Source organism: Kibdelosporangium persicum (assembly GCF_013280595.1).
Taxonomy (GTDB): Bacteria; Actinomycetota; Actinomycetes; order Mycobacteriales; family Pseudonocardiaceae; genus Kibdelosporangium; species Kibdelosporangium persicum.
The window spans coordinates 44,275-61,016 of the sequence record NZ_JAAATY010000025.1; the positions used below are offsets into that span (position 1 = coordinate 44,275).

Sequence of the window (16,742 nt, forward strand, 5' to 3'; positions counted from 1 at the left end):
TCACATTCCTCGAATCTGAAGGTCTGGCGCGGCCCTGTCGTTGGCCAGGCGAAAGCGATGTCTGTAGGTCGATGGCGCGACGCCGAGCACTCGCAGAAACGCTTGGCGCATCGTCTCCGGCGAGCTGAAGCCGGACAGGCTGGCGACAGTCGGTATGGCAGCGTCGCCGGATTCCAGGAGGGCCTGTGCCGCTTCGACTCGGAGCCGTTCGACGAACCGGCCGGGCGTCATTCCGAACTCGCGGCGAAACAGGCGGGTCAGGTGGCGCTCGCTGATCGCGAGTTCGGCGGCCATCGTGGTCAGACGATGATCACCGGACGGGTTGGCCACCACCAGGTCGATCGCCCGACGCAAAGTGGCGTTACTGGGCGTGGCAACGGCGCCGAAGGCGCTGAACTGGGATTGACCGCCGGGCCGCTGCAGGAACACGACCAGGTACTTCGCGACCGCGCGGGCCCTGTCCTCACCGAGGTCTTCGCCGACAAGTGCCAGTGCGAGGTCGATCCCAGCACTGCCGCCTGCCGAGGTGACGATCGGGCCGTCCCGCACGTAGATGGCGTCGGGATCCACCGTGACCTGTGGGAACCGTGCCGCGAACTCGGCGCAGGCCTCCCAATGCGTCGTGACCCGCCGACCGTCGAGCAGCCCTGCTTCGGCGAGCACGAACGCACCAGTGCAGACAGAGACCACCCGCCGGGCACGAGAGGCCATCCGCCGCACGCTGTCGGCCAACGCGGGCGCCACGGTGCCGAGCTCATGCCGTGGGTATCCCGGCACGATCAGCGTATCCACTGCGACGTCTAAACTGGACAATGAGAGGTCGACGCTCAGCGAGATACCGACATCAGCGCGGACAGGTCGCCCGTCCAACGAAGCCAGCCGCACCCGGTATCCACCGGCGTCGTTAAGGACCTGGACCGGACCGGCCACATCGAGCAGCAATACTCCGTCGGACACGGCGACGATCACGTCACCGGTCCCGTTCGTCGTCACAGGCGTAGTCTGTCGACGCACGCCGAACGCCCGCAAGGACACCTATCCCAAGGATCCGGACATCAACATGATGGTCGCGGAGCCGGTGGACTGTCACAGATCGATACTGCACTCCAGAGCCACCAGCAAGGTCGCGTCGCGTCGGACTGCAACGACATCCAGCGAAAACCGACGATCAATCTCACTCAAGCAGGCCCGTAGTTGGGTGACGTCGGCCTCGAACGCTTCGGCTCCCCGAATCTGCTCGGTCCATCGCTCGACGAACTGGCAGCAAGCGTCGAGTACCTCATTGGCGGCTCCGACGACTTCACTCGGTGCGTTCTGGTGCTCTGGCCTCGACAACAGGTCAGCTACCTGTCCGGCCAGTGCTTCGACTTGCCGTGTGACGTCCTGGGGTGCGAACACCGGAAGGAGATGCGGCCGGTACATCACGAGCTTGAGCCACAGCAACGTGCCGAGCAGCGAGTCTCCTGTGTGCGCGGACTTTCGGCTCTCGTACTGATCAGTCGCCCCATGCTGTACCTGAACCGCGTACCCCTCACGCTACTGCCTCCAAACACGTCCCCAGAATGTGTACGCGGAAGATCGAGCAGAGAAGACGCAGTGTTACTCCTCGGTATCCCGCACGATCTGGTGAACGACAGGATGCAGCGGAAGCCTTCGCGGCATGCCTGGTCACGATCGGTGACGTCCGCGGGAGTTCGGGGTGAGCGGCGGGCGTGCGTACTGGTAGCTGTTACCTTGTCGTGGCTGACCACAGCTCGCATTTGGACGGAGTCGACGTGCAAGCAGAAGGTCCTCAAGACGTGCGATTTGAGCTTGACCAGCGCGGCGGTGCCCGAGTCCTCAGCGTGCACGGCGAAATCGACTTGGCCACGGCACGAGATCTGACCGAGGAGATCGACAACGTGCTCCGTGAGCCTGCGGCTCAGTTCGTGCTGGACCTGCGAGGGGTGACGTTTATGTCGTCCCTCGGCATCTCGGCGTTGATCGCGGCTCACAACCGCGTTCAGGCGCAAGCCGGGACGTTGACGATCGTCATCGGCGACCGCGTGCGCCGGATCATCCAACTCACCGGTCTCGAACAGGTGTTGTCGACTGCTTCCACTGTTGACGACGCGATCAGCACAAGCTGATCGCAGTCTGCGATTCGCACTCCTCGCCCTCGTCCGTGTACCGCTGTTCGACGACCATGCGTTCGATCAGTGTGATCGATTCGCGTTGGCTAAGTGCCCTATTGCGCAGATGCTCAAGGACGTTGTGAGCCTCCCGCACCTTCCCTTGATCGTCTATGTCTAGCGGCCCGGTCAGATGGTCAACGTGAAGCAGCTCAGGGCCGTCCGAGTCTGGCAACGTCAGAAGAGTCAACGCTCCCGCGGCTGCCCAATGAACCTGCTTGCTCCTCGGAAGTACGTGTAGAGCGACGGTTGGCAGCGCAGCGGCTTCCACAAGATGCCTTAGCTGGTTGTGCATTGTCTCGGGTCCGCCGACTGTGCGGTGCAATACCAGCTCGTCGATGACGGCGATCAGTTTCAACGGACGGTTGCTATCGGTGAGCCGGTTTTGGCGAACTTGTTGGACTGTCGCTTCGTTCTGAGGTGCGGGATGGTTCCGGCAATTGAGCAATGCCAGCGTGTATTGTGTGGTTCGCAGGAGCTCCGGAACGATCAGTGTTGAGAAGTCCCATACCGTCGCGGCCTCGGTCTCGACGTCGACATGATACCGGTTTTTCACGCCGTATTTCTCATACCACGGCGGTTTCAGCGCATCGCGGACTTCGTCGAGCAATGCAGGACTGTAGTGCTCGTAGAGATCCATCATCGAACGGACCACGTGAACGTCGGGTTTCCCTTCGCCCGTTTCGATGCGGTGCAAAGCACTCCTGGTCTTGTCGAGGCGGAGTGCTGCATCGTCGAGGTTGAGTCCTGACCGTTTTCTCATCTCACGGAGCTTGGCGCCGAGCTTGCGGCGTTTGAATGACGGACGACAGGGTGTTGGGCTCATGGCGTGTCGCGAGTTCTGTGCAGTGGCCTGTTTGGCGGAATGGCTACTGTGGACGGATTGGGCGATGACGGGACTTGCTGAGGCCCGTCATCGCTTCGTGATGGATGGCTCTATTCCTGCGTGTGCACTGCCGGAGTTGCCCATACCAGGCTTGAAGTGATGTTCGCGTCGCTGCGTACGTACTTCAGTGCGGCTTCGGCGTTGGCCAAGGCGTACTGGTTCCGGCCGTCGACCGTGACCATGTAGGCACTCTCTTCGAATGCGATGCCCCATGCGACGATCTGGGCATCGACCTGGGTGCCGAGCTCGAGCACCACTGCGAACAACCGAGGTGCTTGGTCTGCGACCATCTCGGCCACCAAGTCGGCAAAGCCCGCCTCGCTGGTTGGAGGCTGCAGTTCCGTCAAGTCATCAGTCTTCGTGTCCACAGCGGACTGGATCGTCGGGTTGGTCATGTCGAACTCCTTCGATGATTGAGTATTGCTATTCCGTCATGTGCAATGACGGCAACTGTGGTCCGGTCCGCACGGTCGCGGAGCGGCCTCGGCCATGCGGACCGGTGGGTGACGCACTTCGGGGTGGTCTCAACGGATCGGTGCGGTGCCGAGATCCGGAGCCCTGTCCCGTCGGGGCAGGCGTCTACCCGGGTGTGTGGCAGGACGTGGCGTCACGATCCTGGCCGGAACCTTTGAGCGACTGAGCTGCTGTCCAGGATTTCCTCCAGAGCGATGCCGTGGCTACACCGAGCTGCCATACAAAGTCCTCGAAGTCCTCAGTGGGAGCCGACAAGTTGACCCGGATAGTCAGCCAGGGCTCGATCGCCTGTGGGTCGTGGGACCAGCTCAGTACCTCGCCTGGCAACAGAGCGACTCGCTTGGAGCCGGATACCGGGCAGTGGTAGTTCAAGAGAGTTCGGAACGCGTCGAAGCTCTGCTCGACAGGATGCGGGAACAGCCGCGGGGAGAAGTAGAGCGCGGTGTGCCACCCGCCGGCTGCCTGATCGGATACGGCCAAGCCGTCGAACCCGAACTCCGCTGTGTTGAAGTCGAGGACGGCGGCGCGGAGCTTGTGGAGGTTGTCCGCGGTGTGGTCGTTGATCTCGTCGAACCAGTGCTTGGGGACGAGGCAGAACGCTGCGGCGGCGATTAGTTCGTCGAGAGCGCATGTGCTGGCGTAACCCAAGCTGTTGTTCCAACATTCCATGGATTGACGCAGCCACTTGTTGTGGGTGATGGCGAACGCGATGGGGGAAGTCGGAAGGGCGAGGTGTGGGGAGATGACGCTGAGGGTCCAGTCCGACATTCGGCCCCAGGTCGGCTCGCCGATGTCGGCGCCAGTGACCGCGCCGATCGGTTGGATATCGGATTCGACGACTTCGGAGTGACAAGTGTCGATCGCTGAGTCGTCTGCGAACACGAACACCGGTTGGTGCGGGTACTTGTGATTGTGGCGCAGTACCACCCGGGCAAGGCCGTACGCCCGTCGCCGGGTGAGGACCTGCCCGGTGAGAGAGTTCACCAGCGGTACGTAGACGGCACGTGGCCCATCACCACCGTCACGCGAGAGCCACTGGGCGAGGGTAGTGGCGGTGAGGTCGTCAACGAGACATACGCATCCAGCTTGCGCATCGGCCATCGTGCACCACGAGCTCTCGATCCCAACCGGCGCGAGTAGCGAGGTGTGGTCATCGTTCTGGGTTCCTATTGCCGACGCGAACGCATGGAACTGTCCACGAACTCCGGCCCTGGACACCTGTACGTCGATCGGCGAAGCAGGAAGCGAGTATCCCCGGAAGCGAAGCGCTGCGAACCCACGCGCCTCGTGATCTTGTCCTGATACATCACCTGGACGTTCATGGTTGACCACATGCGACAGATACTCGTCAGTGTCGCATCCGGACGGACGCCACACTGCCGCAAGCGCGTCGAATGTCGACCTGGTTGAGACGCGTCCGTGCGCCTGCGCGTCGAACGCGCTGAGACCGTCAAAGTTGGGAGGCTGGTCGCGGATCGCGAACGCGAGCAGTCCACGGCGAGTCGTGTTCACCCATTCGTCGAACTTCAAGATCTCCGAGTTCACCTGACCGTACAGGTTGGACTCTCCGTCAAGCCGCAGGACGGGGTGCTCCTTCGTCACCTCGGTGATGGCGGCGTCGACCTTCCGGCGTTCGTTGCACTCGGACATAGCCATCGTTACCTCGAACTCATGTCGCTACCGGTGAAGAACCTTCTCCGCTCGGATGATCCAGGCTCGGATACGTGGATCTCGTTGCTCGTGATCACTTTGTCTGGTCGGGCACGTTCGCGGAAGGGATTGAGCGCTCCGGTTTTGCTCCAGCCATGCTCAGCTGTAGAACGACTTTTTGAACCTCTGTGACAGGTGACGGAACCCAGCCATCAGCTGGTATTCTCGACAATTGAGATACGGTTCTGCGCACTCGTGGCACCAGTCGCTCGATGTGGGTGTCGCTTACGCAGCAAGGCTCGAATGGCGGGGTCGGGACAGCGATGACAACAGTTCGCCCTTGGACAGGCCGGGAGGCCTCGATCCTCAGGGACGTACTTGGGATGAGTCAACGAAAGTACGCCGCCACGTTGAAGGTCGGCGCCAGCACTGTCGCGGAGTGGGCCCGTCGCGGCCCTGGGATCACCTTGCAGACGGTGACCCAGGATGTCCTCAACCGTTTGCTCGAAGCCGCATCGTCAGAGCAGCGGGACGAGTTCGCCACGAGGTTGACGAAGACGGAGCAAACTGACCCATCGAATTTCCCCATGTCGGCACTGGATACGGCCGAGATCATCCACAAGTCGACCGCTGACGACATGGCCGCCCGACGCGAGGTCCTCGTAGGCTTGGCCGCCTTGTCAGGCGCCGCGCTGGTGTCCCCGGTTCGACGGTGGGCTGCGGCCATGCCGATGACCCCGCGATCGCAGCTGGGCACGGGCCGGGAGAACTTGGACGAAATCGAGAAGGCTGTGTCCTACTTCCGCCGTTGGGACAGCGCGGGTAGCGGTGGCCTACATCGCAAAGCAGTCATTGGTCAGCTGAATGCGACCGCGGAGAGCCTCATGGACCGAGCCTCTGTGGTCGACCAGGACATGCGTCGCCGTCAGTTCCACGTTGCCGCGGAGTTGCTGCAGTTGACGGCGTGGATGTCTTACGATGACGGCCTTCACCAGCAGGCCCAGAAGTATCAGATGCTCGGCTTGCACGCCGCTCACCACGCTGATGCGCCCGAACTCGGCGCGAAGATCGTCGGTGACATGACGCAGCTGTCGACAGCCTTGGGCAACTACGACGACAGTCTCTGCATTGTGCGCACCGCGTTGTCCGCACTGCCGAGGCAGGCCAATCCTCTTGTCCGGTCGGAACTGTACGGTTTGGAGGCTCGTGCCTTAGCGCATCTCGGCAGCGGCGAATCGTCACATGCTCGCCGAGCTGCTGAAGCGTGCGTCGAAGTGTTCCACACCGCAACGCCGGACCACAGGCCGGACTGGCTGCACTACATGACTGCGGCAGAGGTCCGCTGTCTTGCCGCCAATACGTACATTCAACTTGCACTGCAAGAGACCAGCCGAGGTCACGCCAGCCGGTACGCGTCCGAAGCCGAGCAGTACACCCTTGCCAGCATTGAAACTCGCGAGTCAGGCTACAGCCGTAGTGCGATGTTGGACAGCATTCGGTTGAGCAAGGTGCGGATTGCTCAGGACGAGCCTGATGAAGCTGTACGGATAGCATCGAACGCGTTGGCGAGCATGGGGCCGATGACCTCCGCAGTGGTCACCAAGTGGCTGGTCGACCTGCATCAGGTACTCATGTCCCGGTGTGCGAGCGCGTCACAGGTCCAGCAATTCCACAATGAACTCGCCGACTACCTGGCGCGGGTGGCGCCGGAGAAACAGGATGAACTCCTTGCCGACAGCGCCCGATGACATCGAGTACGTACATCTCGGTCCCGACGAAGCGCTTGCGCACCTTGACGCACTCAGTGACGTGTACCTGAGTGTCTACAGCGAGACCCCTTACAACTGGGGCGACGAGCAAGTCGAACTGTTTAGGCAACGCTTCGCCGGCCAGGTGAAGGATCCGGGCTTCGACCTCGTCGCAGCCCGTGTGACGGAATCGGACCAGATCGTCGGTTTCATCTTCGGGGTTACCTTGCGGCCCACCACTCCATGGTGGCATAACCTGATCACCGAGGTACCTCCCGACCTGGTCGACGAACGACCGGGACGTACCTTCGCCGTTGTCGAGCTCGTCGTCCTGTCGTCTTGGCGTCGGCGGGGCATCGCGAGGCACCTGCATGATCTGTTGCTGGCTGGCCGGACTGAGGAACGAGCCACCTTGACCGTTCTGCCCGCAGCCGCTCCAGCGCAGCACGCCTATCGTGTCTGGGGCTGGCACAAGGTTGCCCAAAAACGGAATCCGCTGCCAGGAAGCCCGATCTTCGACGTGATGATCAAGCAACTCGACTGACTCGTCAGCGTCAGTCACACTGGACAACCACGTTACGGCCACGAATTTTGCTGCTCGCTCAGACGATGACGGCCGCGTGGGCGAGTCTCAGGTCTTGGTGTGCCCGCAGCGGACTCTGGCTGCTTACGCAGCAAGGAACGTGCCCTGGCTGCAGCTTCCTCAGCACGGCTGATGGATCGTTGCCCTGCGATGATTGTGACGACAAGGCATGCAGCCGAGAAGATGGCGAGCACGGTCTGCAGCGCGGCGTATCCGGCCATGGAGCTCGCCTCACCTCGAACGGGCGCGCGGTGACCACGTCACGGCGGAACTGTCCGCGGGTAGGGGGCGACCAGCCAACTCCCACTCCGCGAAGTAGGCGACGATGTTGTCCCACAAGCCTATCCCGCCGATCTCGGCGATGTGAGCCTGTGTGCGGCCTGTTCGATCGTCCCAGCGGGCCAACACGCGAACGCCGACTCCGGCACTATGGTCCACGAACACGTGCTCATCGATGTCCCACACCAGGGACTGGCGGCGATGCGTCACCGTGGGGAAGCCAGCACGCAGAATCGCGTCTACATGCTGGTGGTCGATTCCGTCCATGTGGACAGCGCGGACGAACTTCGCCGTCAACGTCGCGACCAGCGCGTCTGCGAATGAAACTTGCTGAACGGGCAAGCAGGTATCTCGGTCGGTCACCACGTGCTTGCTTCCTTCCGGATTACCGATGTGAGATTCCCGAATGTCGGTTCGGCGAGCAGCGCGCAGGACACGTCATGTTGGACCGCCAGTCGGTCCAGGAAGTCCAAGCGGTCGAACATCGCGTCCCGCAGGGCCGCGATCAGCACCGTGTCCATCGGTTACCCCCGATCGAGCGCTGGTTTTCCCCAACAGCTCCGATACTGTGTTCTTGCGGTGTTGATACTCGTACACAACCGGAGGCAGTGGCACGGAAACACCGCAGGAACGCCGCGGTTTCGCCGCATCGATGCCGCATCGGTGGGTACGGCCAGCGGATTCGCGGGCAGCCGAATCTTGGGGAGGCATGAGATGGCCCTCAGACGCACGGGCCTGGCTCAATGCCGACGGGCCTGCGGACTGACACAAGAGGCGTTGGCCGAGAAGTTGAACGTCGAACGTACTACGGTACAACGGTGGGAAGCTGGACAAACCGAGCCGCAGCCGTGGATACGCCCGCGGCTACAGCAGGTGCTGGACATCTCCTCACAGCGGCTCGACTACTTGCTCTCCGGCGGAGAGACTGACGACGTTGACCTTGAACCCGCCCCTTGGGGCGGCCACGACCAGCCGGAGAGCGACGAGATGAGACGCCGCGAGCTGCTTCGCCTGTTCAGCATGGTCGGCACACTCGTGGCCATGCCCGCCATCGACTCGGACCGAGTGGCCTACGCCGCGGACCACCCTGGCCAACTCGACCTGGCAATCCTCGACGAGTACACCGAGTTGAACCGCCATCTCTGGCGAACTTTCCAGCTCGCATCCTCAAAGACTGACGTGATGCCACTGGTCCGGCATCAACTTGACGTCCTATGCGCAGGGCTGAAGAACCAGCAAGATGACGTCGTCCGGGAGCGGCTGTTCGTCCTGACCGGAGACTTGCTCCAACTCGCCGGCGAAATCTTCTTCGACGCGAACGACTACACCGCAGCCGCCCACAGCTACACCCTCGCCGCCGACGCCAGCAAGGCCGCCAACGCCTACGACCTCTGGGCCTGCGCCATGGTCCGGCACTCCTTCGTCGCCCTCTACGAGCGCCAGTTCAGCGACGCCGCCCCGATGCTCAACCTCGCTGCCGCAGTCGCACACCGCGGCGACAGCACCCTCTCGACGCGGCATTGGGTATCAGTCGTGCAGGCCCAAGCCTTCGCAGGTCTAGGTGACCAGGCCGCGTGCGAACGGGCCCTCGACAGCGCCGAGCAGGTCCAGCAGCTCGAAGGAACGGTGCACAACGGTGGCTGGCTGCGCTTCGACGGCGCGCGCCTCGCCGAGGAGCGAGGCGCCTGCTACGTCACCCTCGGCCGCCATGACCTCGCGGAAACCGTCCTGAACGACGCCCTGGCACACAGGCTGACCACCCGCCGCCGCGCCAACGTCCTGACCGATCTCGCGATGATCGGCGTGCACCGCCGGGATCCCGACAAGGTGCTCACGTATGCCACCACTGCGCTGAACTTGGCTCGCAAGACAGGCTCCGGTGTGATCACTCGCAAACTTCAGGCCTTGCAGCCGAAGCTGGCGCCGCTGCTCGCCGACAAACAAGTGCATAGGCTGCACGCCGAGATCACCGAGCTTGCCGCTGTCTGATCACGAGGGAGAACCGTTGCAGGTCGAACAAGGACGCGTGTTTCGAGAGGCATGGATCGCGGGCGTCAAGAAGTACTACCCCGGTGAGCCCAAGGCCAGCTACATCACCCCGTGGGACGAAACGCCGGACTGGGAACGCGCCAGCGCCGCCGCCGTGTACGACCAGGTTCGCGCTTTCATCGACGTCAGCGATGGCAACACCGCCAAACTCACCCGGGAGCAGAAGGGCCGTTTCGTCGCCATCTGCTGGATCGCTCAGATCTACAAGCACATCCCCGACCCGAAACCGGCCTACGTTGCAGACTGGGCTGACATGCCTCAATGGCAACGGGAAACTGACGCCGACATCTTCGAACGCATCCAGAGCGAGATGTAACTAATCGCCTCGTGCGTGACAACAGCTCGGACAAAGCAATCGGGTTGGCGACATCGCCAGACGGCGGGTTGTCCAGGTACGGCGTACCAGGCTGCTGGCCATACGTGTTGGCGACGACTCACCACTGGGTACTACGCTGCGTAACCAGATTAATACGATCTGGTGAATCCGGGCTCGCGTGACGTTGAAACCCGTGTTGCGACCTACTGTGGAGATCCAAACGGAGGTGATTCAAGCGACGTAATCCACAAGGCGGGGGAGTGTGTTGTGGTGCGGGCGAAGCGGGTGAAGTTCGGCGAGCTTTGGCGCGTCGGCGAGTTCAGGTCGTTGTGGATCGCGGAGACGGGTTCGGTCTTTGGAGACCAATTGGCCCGGGTCGCGCTCTCGCTGCTCGTGTTCGCGCAAACATCCTCAGCTCTGCTGACTGGCTTGACCTATGCGTTGACGTTCGTCCCTGCGGTGCTCGGTGGGCTTCTGCTGTCTGGTCTGGCAGATCGCTATCCACGCCGTCGGGTGATCATCGCTGCTGACCTGGTCCGAGCGGCTCTTGCCGCTTCGATGGCGATACCCGGCCTGCCGCTCGGTGTCCTTTGGGGACTGATCGGATTGCTTACGCTGGCGAATGCGCCGTTCAAGGCTGCTCAGTTGGCCATCCTTCCGCAGATCCTTCAGGACTCGCGCTACTCAGCGGCGCTTGCGTTGCGCCAAATTTCGTCCCAGACCGCTCAGGTCGCCGGCTTCGCGCTGGGTGGGGTACTTGTCACGGCGCTCACTCCGCATGGCGCACTTCTGGTGAACGCGGCGACATTCGTCGCCAGCGCGGTGCTGGTGACGGCAGGAGTTCGCATACGTCCGGCGCCTCGGCAGGACACCCACTCCAGCGTGGACAGTCCGAGTGCGACACTGCCTGGCAGTGGACGACTGATTCCGATCTTTATCGCGGTGGCCCTTACAGGGCTTTGGGTCGTCCCCGAAGGTCTGGCTGCACCGTACGCAGGTGTGCTCGGAGCGGCGGCCTTCGCGGTAGGTGTGTTGATGGCCGCTGATCCGCTCGGAAGCGTCCTGGGTGCTTGGCTGGCGGCGGCTCGGCCGAACCCCACTCCTAGCCTGCGATCGGTGATGCTGCCAGCGTTTGCGGCTGGGATTCCGCTGATCGCGTGCGCGGCCCGGCCCGGCCTGCTCGTGTCCGCAGCGCTATGGGCCATTTCTGGGGCGTTTTCGACCATCTTCCTCGTGCGCATGCAGGAGTACGTCACCCAGATGGTCGCGGACAGTCGCCGTGGCACGGTCATGGGACGAATCAGCGCCTGCCTTTACACCTCCCAGGGCGTCGCGATACTCGGTGGCGGAGCTCTGGCAGACACCGCTGGCCCCTTCGTCGCGGTGAGCGTCGCCGGCGCGCTCGCCACCGCGATCGTCGCCCTCCTGATGCTTGTTTGGCGGCGTGCTCGTCCGCCGCACCACCCAGCGGACGAGCAGCAGCCGAACGACGACGACAAACCTGCGGATCAGATCTCCTTGTTGCGCATCGCACCCTCCGGGGTTCGCCGTGACGGTCCCGACGCCGACGGAGACGACAACGCAGGAGCGCCAACACCTGAAAACGGAAGCGTGACCAGTATGAGCGCCGGTAAGACCGAGAAGCAGCCCCCACATAGGGGTGGAGTACTGAACGTGCGCGGCTGGGAACTCTGGGCGAATCCTCCAGGTGGAGCGCTATTTCTGACACTTGTTGACGCGGTGGCAATAAGCCTTGCGGCCGTCGCCTTCGTCGTCGCTCCGCCGACCAGGACAGATGTGTTGATCGCAGCAGGCCTGTGTGTTCTCGGTCTGGGCGCGGCCGAGGTGTCGATCCGGGTCGAGCAAATGCGTCGATGGTTGTCGGACGCGCCGCGAACCCCGCACGTCAACCTGACGTCGGTGTGGACTATGGCGGCCGCACTCGTTCTGCATCCCGGTGTCGCTGCGGTTGTGGTCCTGATCCTGTACAGCCATCTGTGGATACGGATCTGGCGTCATCTCTCCCAGGTTCAGACTTATCGATGGCTGTTCAACGTGGCAAACGTTGTCGTGTGCTGCCAGATCACTGCATGGTTCGTCGAAGCTGTCACACCGTTGGGGCCGCCAGGCACCGCGATAGAGCTGCTGTGGCTCGCTGCGGCTATCGCGGTGTACTTCGTTGTGAACTCGGTCCTGGCAGCGGTGGCAATCGCCACCCTGCAGTCGGACTGGTCGCTCAGGCGACTGTTGGGCAACTTCGACGACAACAGCCTTGAGCTGGCGACGCTGTGCATGGGTGCGTTGGTCGCGCTACTGCTTGGGTGGAAGCCCTGGCTAGCGCCATTGGTCCTTCTGCCGATGTACCGCTTGCACCGAAGCGTTCTTACTCAGGACTACGAGATCGCGGCCACCATGGACGGCAAGACAGGTGTGCTCAATGCGGTCAGTTGGAACGTCCGTGCGAAGAAAGAGCTCGACCGAGCTCGCCGGCACGGAGCGAGTCTCAGCATCCTCATGATCGATATCGATCACTTCAAAAGAGCCAACAACAAGCACGGGCACTTGGTCGGCGATCGCGCACTGCGAGCTGTCGCGAAGACGCTTCAGCAGGCGACGCGGAGCTATGACTGCGTCGGACGGTTCGGTGGCGACGAGTTCTCCGTCTTGCTGACCGCGACCGGCCGTGAGGCGGCAAAAGACGTCGGCAACCGCATCTGCGAGAACATCCGCAAACTTCACATCGACACAGAATCGGGCCTTCAGCGGCTGAGTGTTTCGATCGGTATCGCGACGTATCCACACCATGGTGACACGCTGGAGGACCTGCTCAAGTCGGCTGACGTGGCGTTGTTCGCCGCCAAAGACAGCGGCCGAGACCGGGTTCGCTCCTTCGAATCCGCCTAGGGTCGCCGAAGCCTGGCCATTTCTTCCCGGTACTCCTGCGCCCACGTAGCCAGTGGGCGGAGTGCCAACAACAACGACTGACCCATCGGGGTCAGCTTGTACCAAACGCCCTGGAATTGAGTTTCTCCGGCAAGGCGATCAACGAGACCTGCTTCCCGAGCGCGCTGCAGGGTGTCGGTCAGTGTGCGGCCGGTCAATGGCTTGTCGTGGAACGTCCAGTTTGACCGAGCCTCGAAGCCATTGATCTTCTCCAAGAGGTCCTTGTACTGAACTTGGCCCAGAGCCAGTTCGGCGAGCACGGCTACGGTCCAGGATCCCTTGAGGACTTCGAGGGCTTCCAGGATGCTCTGCCGGTACGAGACCTCCCACTCCTCCATGCGTCTTAAGTACACGAGCGCACACGACACCGCGATCGGAATCGCGGGCATGCTCGATAACGATCTCCGGATTCCCGCCTGCCCTCCTCCGAACGAGTGAATCTCGCCCTAGTGAGTCTCGACTCACTGGCTAGTGAAGTTGCACTCACTAGGACGGGGCCGAGTACAAACAGCCTCGTCAGGACGCCTTCGGGAACCTGGACACGGAAGCAGGCGGCCGATCGTCGACCAAAGTGCCCCTAACTGCGATGACGATCGGTCGCCCCCTTTGCAACTGGCTCACCGAGCACGTCGCAGTGAACGCGCGGCACCCGCAGAAGGGGTGCGGCGGCCGACCGAAGGGACTCGTATGTGGACATCTATTGCGTCCGCCGGAGTCGGTGTCGCTTGTAGTCCGATGCTGGCTACATGGGCGACTCGTAGCGTCGCCGGCCGCCCATTTTTCGTAGCCGGTTGGTGGCGTGGAGCTGGTGTCGATTGGCTTCGTATCGTCTGGTTCTGTCTCGCGACCGCTGGCTTGAGCTTCTGCCTTGCGCAACGCTGGCTTGGCTCTGCTGCCATTCCAGCATTCTGTTGGTTCGCCATGACCTCGATCGTGCTTGGTGTGATCGACATCGAGTGCCAGCGTCTACCGCGAACTGTCGTGGCCGGAATGGCCTTGGGCGGCGTGGTTCTGCTAGCCCCCGCTGCATTACTGGACGGGCGCGTCACCGACTTGGCGCGAGGGCTCGTAGCTGCGTTTGGAGTCTTCGTCATGTACACGGTGCTCGCAGTGATCGCGCGCGGTGGTCTTGCTTTTGGAGATGTCACATTGTTTGGAGCAGTCTCGCTCTATCTTGGCTGGGTCGGGTGGGATGCTGTATTCGCGGGAATCATGATCACTACGGCACTCGGCGGGATCATCGGGCTACTTGTAATGCTTTTCGGGAGAGCAAGGATGGGCGATCGATTCGCATACGGTCCGATGATTATCGCGGGCGCATCGCTCGCCCTGCTGGTGCCGTAGTGGCTGGGCTTAGGGCGTCGGACAGACGGGCACGAGGGAGGATCATGCAGGGCACTTGCAAGACAGGGTGCATAGCCGCGGTGTTCGTGCTGACGGTGGCCTCGTGCAGTGCGGGACCTCGCACATCGGCAACGACGGCGCAGGCACCGCCGACCGTGGTGAGTACTTCCTCGGCGAGTTCAGCTTCGGACCATGCCAAGTCGCAAGCTGTTGCCGCGTATCGCGACATGTGGCAGGCAATGGCAAAGGCTGCAGAGACCGCGGACGCACAGTCACCTGAGCTCGCGAAGTACGCCACTGGTGACGCACTCGGGGTGCTCAACCGCAGTTTGTACGCGGATCGGCTCAACGGAGTGGTGTCGAAGGGCAGGCCGACCAACAACCCGACTGTGTCCACTGTGGATCCCACAGACAAGCCGACTACCGTCGCGGTCGCGGACTGCAGCGACAGCTCGAACTGGCTGAAGTACAAGGGCGGGAAGTTGCTCGATGACACGCCAGGGGGACGGCGGTCCATCACGGCGGAGGTCAAGAAGCAGCAAGACGGCACTTGGAAAGTCACCCGCTTCGCTGTGGAGAAGGTGGGTTCATGTTGAGACGCTTCAGGATCCTTGGTGGCATATCCGCAGCCGCCATGTTGGCATGCGCGGTTCCTGCCTTGGCCGACGATGGATACGGGTTCACCGACTGCAGCCAATACCCTCATCCAGGCTGCGAGCTCATAGCTGGTTCAGGTGGATACAACGGTTCGGGTGCAGGATCTGGGAACCATCAAGCTGGTTCGAGTAGTCCTGGGTCTGATGACCCTTGGTTGGGATTCGACTGTGTCAACATTCCGCTCGATGACGTCGATTCAGCTTTGGCTCACCCAGAAGGTCCGGGAGGCTGGTACTACATACTGTGTTCGGCTGACGGCAAGGACCCCCGTTCTCGCGGTCCAGTGTGGATACCTGCTGGAGCAGAAGGACCGTCGATCTCCCCGGCGCAGGTCGCGGCGATGGCACGCGCACGTCTTCGATTGCCAAGCCCTGTCGTAGCAACGAACCCTTCCGCCGAACAACTCGTGAACCTGCCGACATGGCTGTGGTTGTCGCGTGGCTGGCAGGAGGTCTCGGCGACTGCTTCAGTGGCGGGTGTATCCGTGACTGCAGTTGCGAGACCAACTTCCGTGACTTGGTCCATGGGCGAAGGCGGATCCGTCACCTGCGGTGGGCCTGGGTCACCGTTCCCCGCGGGCAGCGACCCGACGAGGTCCTCGCCGGACTGCGGCTACACCTACAGGAGATCGTCGGCGGGGCAGCGCGCGGATGCGTACCCGGTGACCGCCACGGTGACCTGGACCGTGACGTGGTCGGGCGCGGGCCAGGGCGGCACGTTCCCGAACATAACGACCTCGGCGTCGGTGGCGTTCCGCGTGGCAGAGAGCCAGGGAATCGCAACCGGCTGAGCGAAGCCTCCCACCTCACGGGTGGGCACATAACGAAACGCCCTGTTGAAACAAGGCACGTCGAACACCCGAGTCGACGCGTCACGATGGCGTCATGCCTGAAGGAGGTCGGTGGTGACCACTACCGCAGGTTCGACCAGCACGCCCACGACGACGCAGAAACCAGCGTGGCCGAACGCGTGGACCGCTCGAGACGGCAAGACTCCTGCGCGGATGAGCGGCGGCGCCCGACGCCGCAGCGTGCCCTACCTGTTGCTCGGCGTCCTGCTGGTTCTGGTGTGTGCGGCCGGCGGCGTGTTCGCCGGAATGCGGCTCGGCAACCGGGAAAGCGTTCTGGCTCTGGCCCGTCCTGTTGCGGTGGGCCAGGTCCTCAGCGCTCAAGACCTCAAGCAGGTCAGTATGGCGGTGGACTCCGATATGGACGTGATGCCCGCATCGGCTGCGTCCGCCGCAGTGGGACAGCCGGTCGCGTTCAGCCTTCCCGCCGGCTCGCTCGTGACCCGCTCTGTCCTCGGCACACAGCAGATTCCACCCCAGGGCAAGGCAATCGCCGCCGTGGGACTTAAGCCGGGACAGTTCCCGCCCGACCTGTCGCCCGGCGCCACAGTCGCCGTGCTGACCACTCCGGGGCAGGGCACAACGACCGGAACGACGACGGGTTCCGGACAGACGTCGTCGTGGACCGCAGTAGCGATAAGCATTGCCACGCGTGAGACCGAGCAGACCACGGTGGTGTCGCTACAACTATCCGAATCGGACGCTCGAGCCTTGGCCACAGCCCCGGCAGGACAACTCAGTCTGGTCGCCCTCGCGGGAGGAGGTCGCTGATGCTCATCGCCGTCTGTTCACTGA

Annotated in this window: 17 protein-coding genes; 9 read left to right on the forward strand and 8 right to left on the reverse strand. The window is 62.6% G+C overall.

Translation table 11 applies throughout. The features are described 5' to 3' along the window. Together GC106_RS33960 and GC106_RS33965 are read right to left on the reverse strand one after the other, a co-directional pair. Nucleotides 1-993, reverse strand: a complete 993-nt coding sequence (locus tag GC106_RS33960) for a GlxA family transcriptional regulator (protein WP_312873090.1) — start codon at nucleotides 991-993, stop codon at nucleotides 1-3. A gap of 93 nt (nucleotides 994-1,086) precedes the next feature. Further along, nucleotides 1,087-1,443 (reverse strand): hypothetical protein, encoded by a 357-nt coding sequence (locus GC106_RS33965; protein ID WP_173139056.1) that lies wholly within the window; start codon nucleotides 1,441-1,443, stop codon nucleotides 1,087-1,089. Between the two features lie 356 nt (nucleotides 1,444-1,799). Between GC106_RS33965 and GC106_RS33970 the strand changes: the two genes are divergently transcribed. Next, a complete protein-coding gene (locus tag GC106_RS33970; protein ID WP_173139058.1) occupies nucleotides 1,800-2,129 on the forward strand; it encodes an STAS domain-containing protein in 330 nt (109 codons plus the stop codon). Here the strand turns inward: GC106_RS33970 and GC106_RS33975 are convergent. From GC106_RS33975 to GC106_RS33985, 3 genes are all read right to left on the reverse strand, one after another. Further along, the gene (locus GC106_RS33975; RefSeq protein ID WP_281368698.1) at nucleotides 2,116-2,997 is read right to left on the reverse strand and encodes a helix-turn-helix domain-containing protein; all 882 of its coding nucleotides are present in this window, start codon (nucleotides 2,995-2,997) and stop codon (nucleotides 2,116-2,118) included. The two genes, GC106_RS33970 and GC106_RS33975, sit on opposite strands and share 14 nt — an antisense overlap. 110 nt (nucleotides 2,998-3,107) lie before the next feature. Then, on the reverse strand, nucleotides 3,108-3,452 hold the full coding sequence (locus GC106_RS33980; RefSeq protein ID WP_173139062.1) for a hypothetical protein: 345 nt from the start codon (nucleotides 3,450-3,452) through the stop codon (nucleotides 3,108-3,110). A 184-nt stretch (nucleotides 3,453-3,636) separates the two neighbouring features. Continuing rightward, a complete protein-coding gene (locus GC106_RS33985; protein ID WP_173139064.1) occupies nucleotides 3,637-5,181 on the reverse strand; it encodes a PLP-dependent aminotransferase family protein in 1,545 nt (514 codons plus the stop codon). Nucleotides 5,182-5,564: 383 nt separating this feature from the next. Between GC106_RS33985 and GC106_RS33990 the strand changes: the two genes are divergently transcribed. Both GC106_RS33990 and GC106_RS33995 read left to right on the forward strand, forming a co-directional pair. Next, nucleotides 5,565-6,929 (forward strand): NsdA family TPR-like regulatory protein, encoded by a 1,365-nt coding sequence (locus GC106_RS33990; protein ID WP_173139066.1) that lies wholly within the window; start codon nucleotides 5,565-5,567, stop codon nucleotides 6,927-6,929. Beyond that, entirely contained in the window at nucleotides 6,901-7,473 is a 573-nt protein-coding gene (locus tag GC106_RS33995; protein WP_173139068.1) for a GNAT family N-acetyltransferase, read from the forward strand. Before GC106_RS33990 ends, GC106_RS33995 begins: the two co-directional genes overlap by 29 nt. A gap of 270 nt (nucleotides 7,474-7,743) precedes the next feature. Here GC106_RS33995 and GC106_RS34000 read toward each other — a convergent pair whose 3' ends face one another. Both GC106_RS34000 and GC106_RS34005 read right to left on the reverse strand, forming a co-directional pair. Next, a complete protein-coding gene (locus GC106_RS34000; RefSeq protein WP_173139070.1) occupies nucleotides 7,744-8,058 on the reverse strand; it encodes a hypothetical protein in 315 nt (104 codons plus the stop codon). 92 nt (nucleotides 8,059-8,150) lie between these two features. Further along, nucleotides 8,151-8,312: a hypothetical protein gene (locus tag GC106_RS34005; RefSeq protein ID WP_173139072.1), complete on the reverse strand. Its 162-nt coding sequence runs from the start codon at nucleotides 8,310-8,312 to the stop codon at nucleotides 8,151-8,153. 193 nt (nucleotides 8,313-8,505) lie between these two features. Between GC106_RS34005 and GC106_RS34010 the strand changes: the two genes are divergently transcribed. The 3 genes from GC106_RS34010 to GC106_RS48255 all read left to right on the forward strand — a co-directional run bounded on the left by GC106_RS34010 (nucleotide 8,506) and on the right by GC106_RS48255 (nucleotide 13,060). Next, nucleotides 8,506-9,780 (forward strand): helix-turn-helix domain-containing protein, encoded by a 1,275-nt coding sequence (locus tag GC106_RS34010; protein WP_173139074.1) that lies wholly within the window; start codon nucleotides 8,506-8,508, stop codon nucleotides 9,778-9,780. Nucleotides 9,781-9,796: 16 nt separating this feature from the next. Further along, a complete protein-coding gene (locus GC106_RS34015; protein ID WP_173139076.1) occupies nucleotides 9,797-10,156 on the forward strand; it encodes a hypothetical protein in 360 nt (119 codons plus the stop codon). Nucleotides 10,157-10,423: 267 nt separating this feature from the next. Further along, nucleotides 10,424-13,060: an MFS transporter gene (locus GC106_RS48255; RefSeq protein ID WP_173139078.1), complete on the forward strand. Its 2,637-nt coding sequence runs from the start codon at nucleotides 10,424-10,426 to the stop codon at nucleotides 13,058-13,060. Here GC106_RS48255 and GC106_RS34025 read toward each other — a convergent pair. Next, nucleotides 13,057-13,437 (reverse strand): winged helix-turn-helix transcriptional regulator, encoded by a 381-nt coding sequence (locus tag GC106_RS34025; RefSeq protein WP_173139080.1) that lies wholly within the window; start codon nucleotides 13,435-13,437, stop codon nucleotides 13,057-13,059. The two genes, GC106_RS48255 and GC106_RS34025, sit on opposite strands and share 4 nt — an antisense overlap. 583 nt (nucleotides 13,438-14,020) lie before the next feature. Between GC106_RS34025 and GC106_RS34030 the strand changes: the two genes are divergently transcribed. The 3 genes from GC106_RS34030 to GC106_RS34040 all read left to right on the forward strand — a co-directional run bounded on the left by GC106_RS34030 (nucleotide 14,021) and on the right by GC106_RS34040 (nucleotide 16,718). Beyond that, the gene (locus GC106_RS34030) at nucleotides 14,021-14,443 is read left to right on the forward strand and encodes a prepilin peptidase (protein WP_173139083.1); all 423 of its coding nucleotides are present in this window, start codon (nucleotides 14,021-14,023) and stop codon (nucleotides 14,441-14,443) included. A 239-nt stretch (nucleotides 14,444-14,682) separates the two neighbouring features. Then, nucleotides 14,683-15,039, forward strand: coding sequence for a hypothetical protein (locus GC106_RS34035; protein ID WP_246367473.1), 357 nt, complete (start codon nucleotides 14,683-14,685; stop codon nucleotides 15,037-15,039). 962 nt (nucleotides 15,040-16,001) lie between these two features. After that, entirely contained in the window at nucleotides 16,002-16,718 is a 717-nt protein-coding gene (locus GC106_RS34040) for an SAF domain-containing protein (RefSeq protein ID WP_173139087.1), read from the forward strand. Nucleotides 16,719-16,742 lie beyond the last annotated feature (24 nt).